Annotated in this window: 1 pseudogene; it reads right to left on the reverse strand. The window is 40.4% G+C overall.

The features are described from left to right. Positions 1–3 precede the first annotated feature (3 nt). Positions 4–495 (reverse strand): annotated as a pseudogene (locus tag A9G44_RS13465) (hypothetical protein); the annotation flags it as partial.

Raw genomic sequence — 495 nt, forward strand, 5'->3', positions numbered from 1 at the left:
CATTTATAAAACATATCCGCCACTCTGGCCGCCCGTCAAACGTAGCTCACCATCAGGCCCAAAACTGTAATAATGTACGCCTATAGTGCTCTCCCCCAATACGGCTTCCTCTAAACCGCCATAGCCAGGATACAAGCTATAAATATCCTTATTTTTTATCCAGTTTGGGACGTTTTCCATATGGTAATAAAAAGTCACCATTCTCATCCCTTGCATTTGATCATCAACCTCATCAATTTTTTCAACCACCACTTTTCCAAAGCAGAAATTTGTTCCCCCCCATTTTTTACTAAGATATTTACGTCCTTCATCCGTTAAATTATAGCGGTATAGTGGCTTGTCGCCATCGTGACCGACCAGCTCTTCGGTAAATAATCCCTCTTTGGCATAAAGGGATAGTTTTAAGTTAAGTTCGTTATTAGCAGCGATTTTGTCATAAGGATCGTTAGGATCTATTTCCCCTTCAAGATAATGAATGGTATAGGGGTACATATC

Origin of the sequence: Gilliamella sp. Occ4-3 (assembly GCF_001690675.1) — a bacterium.
GTDB lineage: Bacteria > Pseudomonadota > Gammaproteobacteria > Enterobacterales > Orbaceae > Gilliamella > Gilliamella bombi.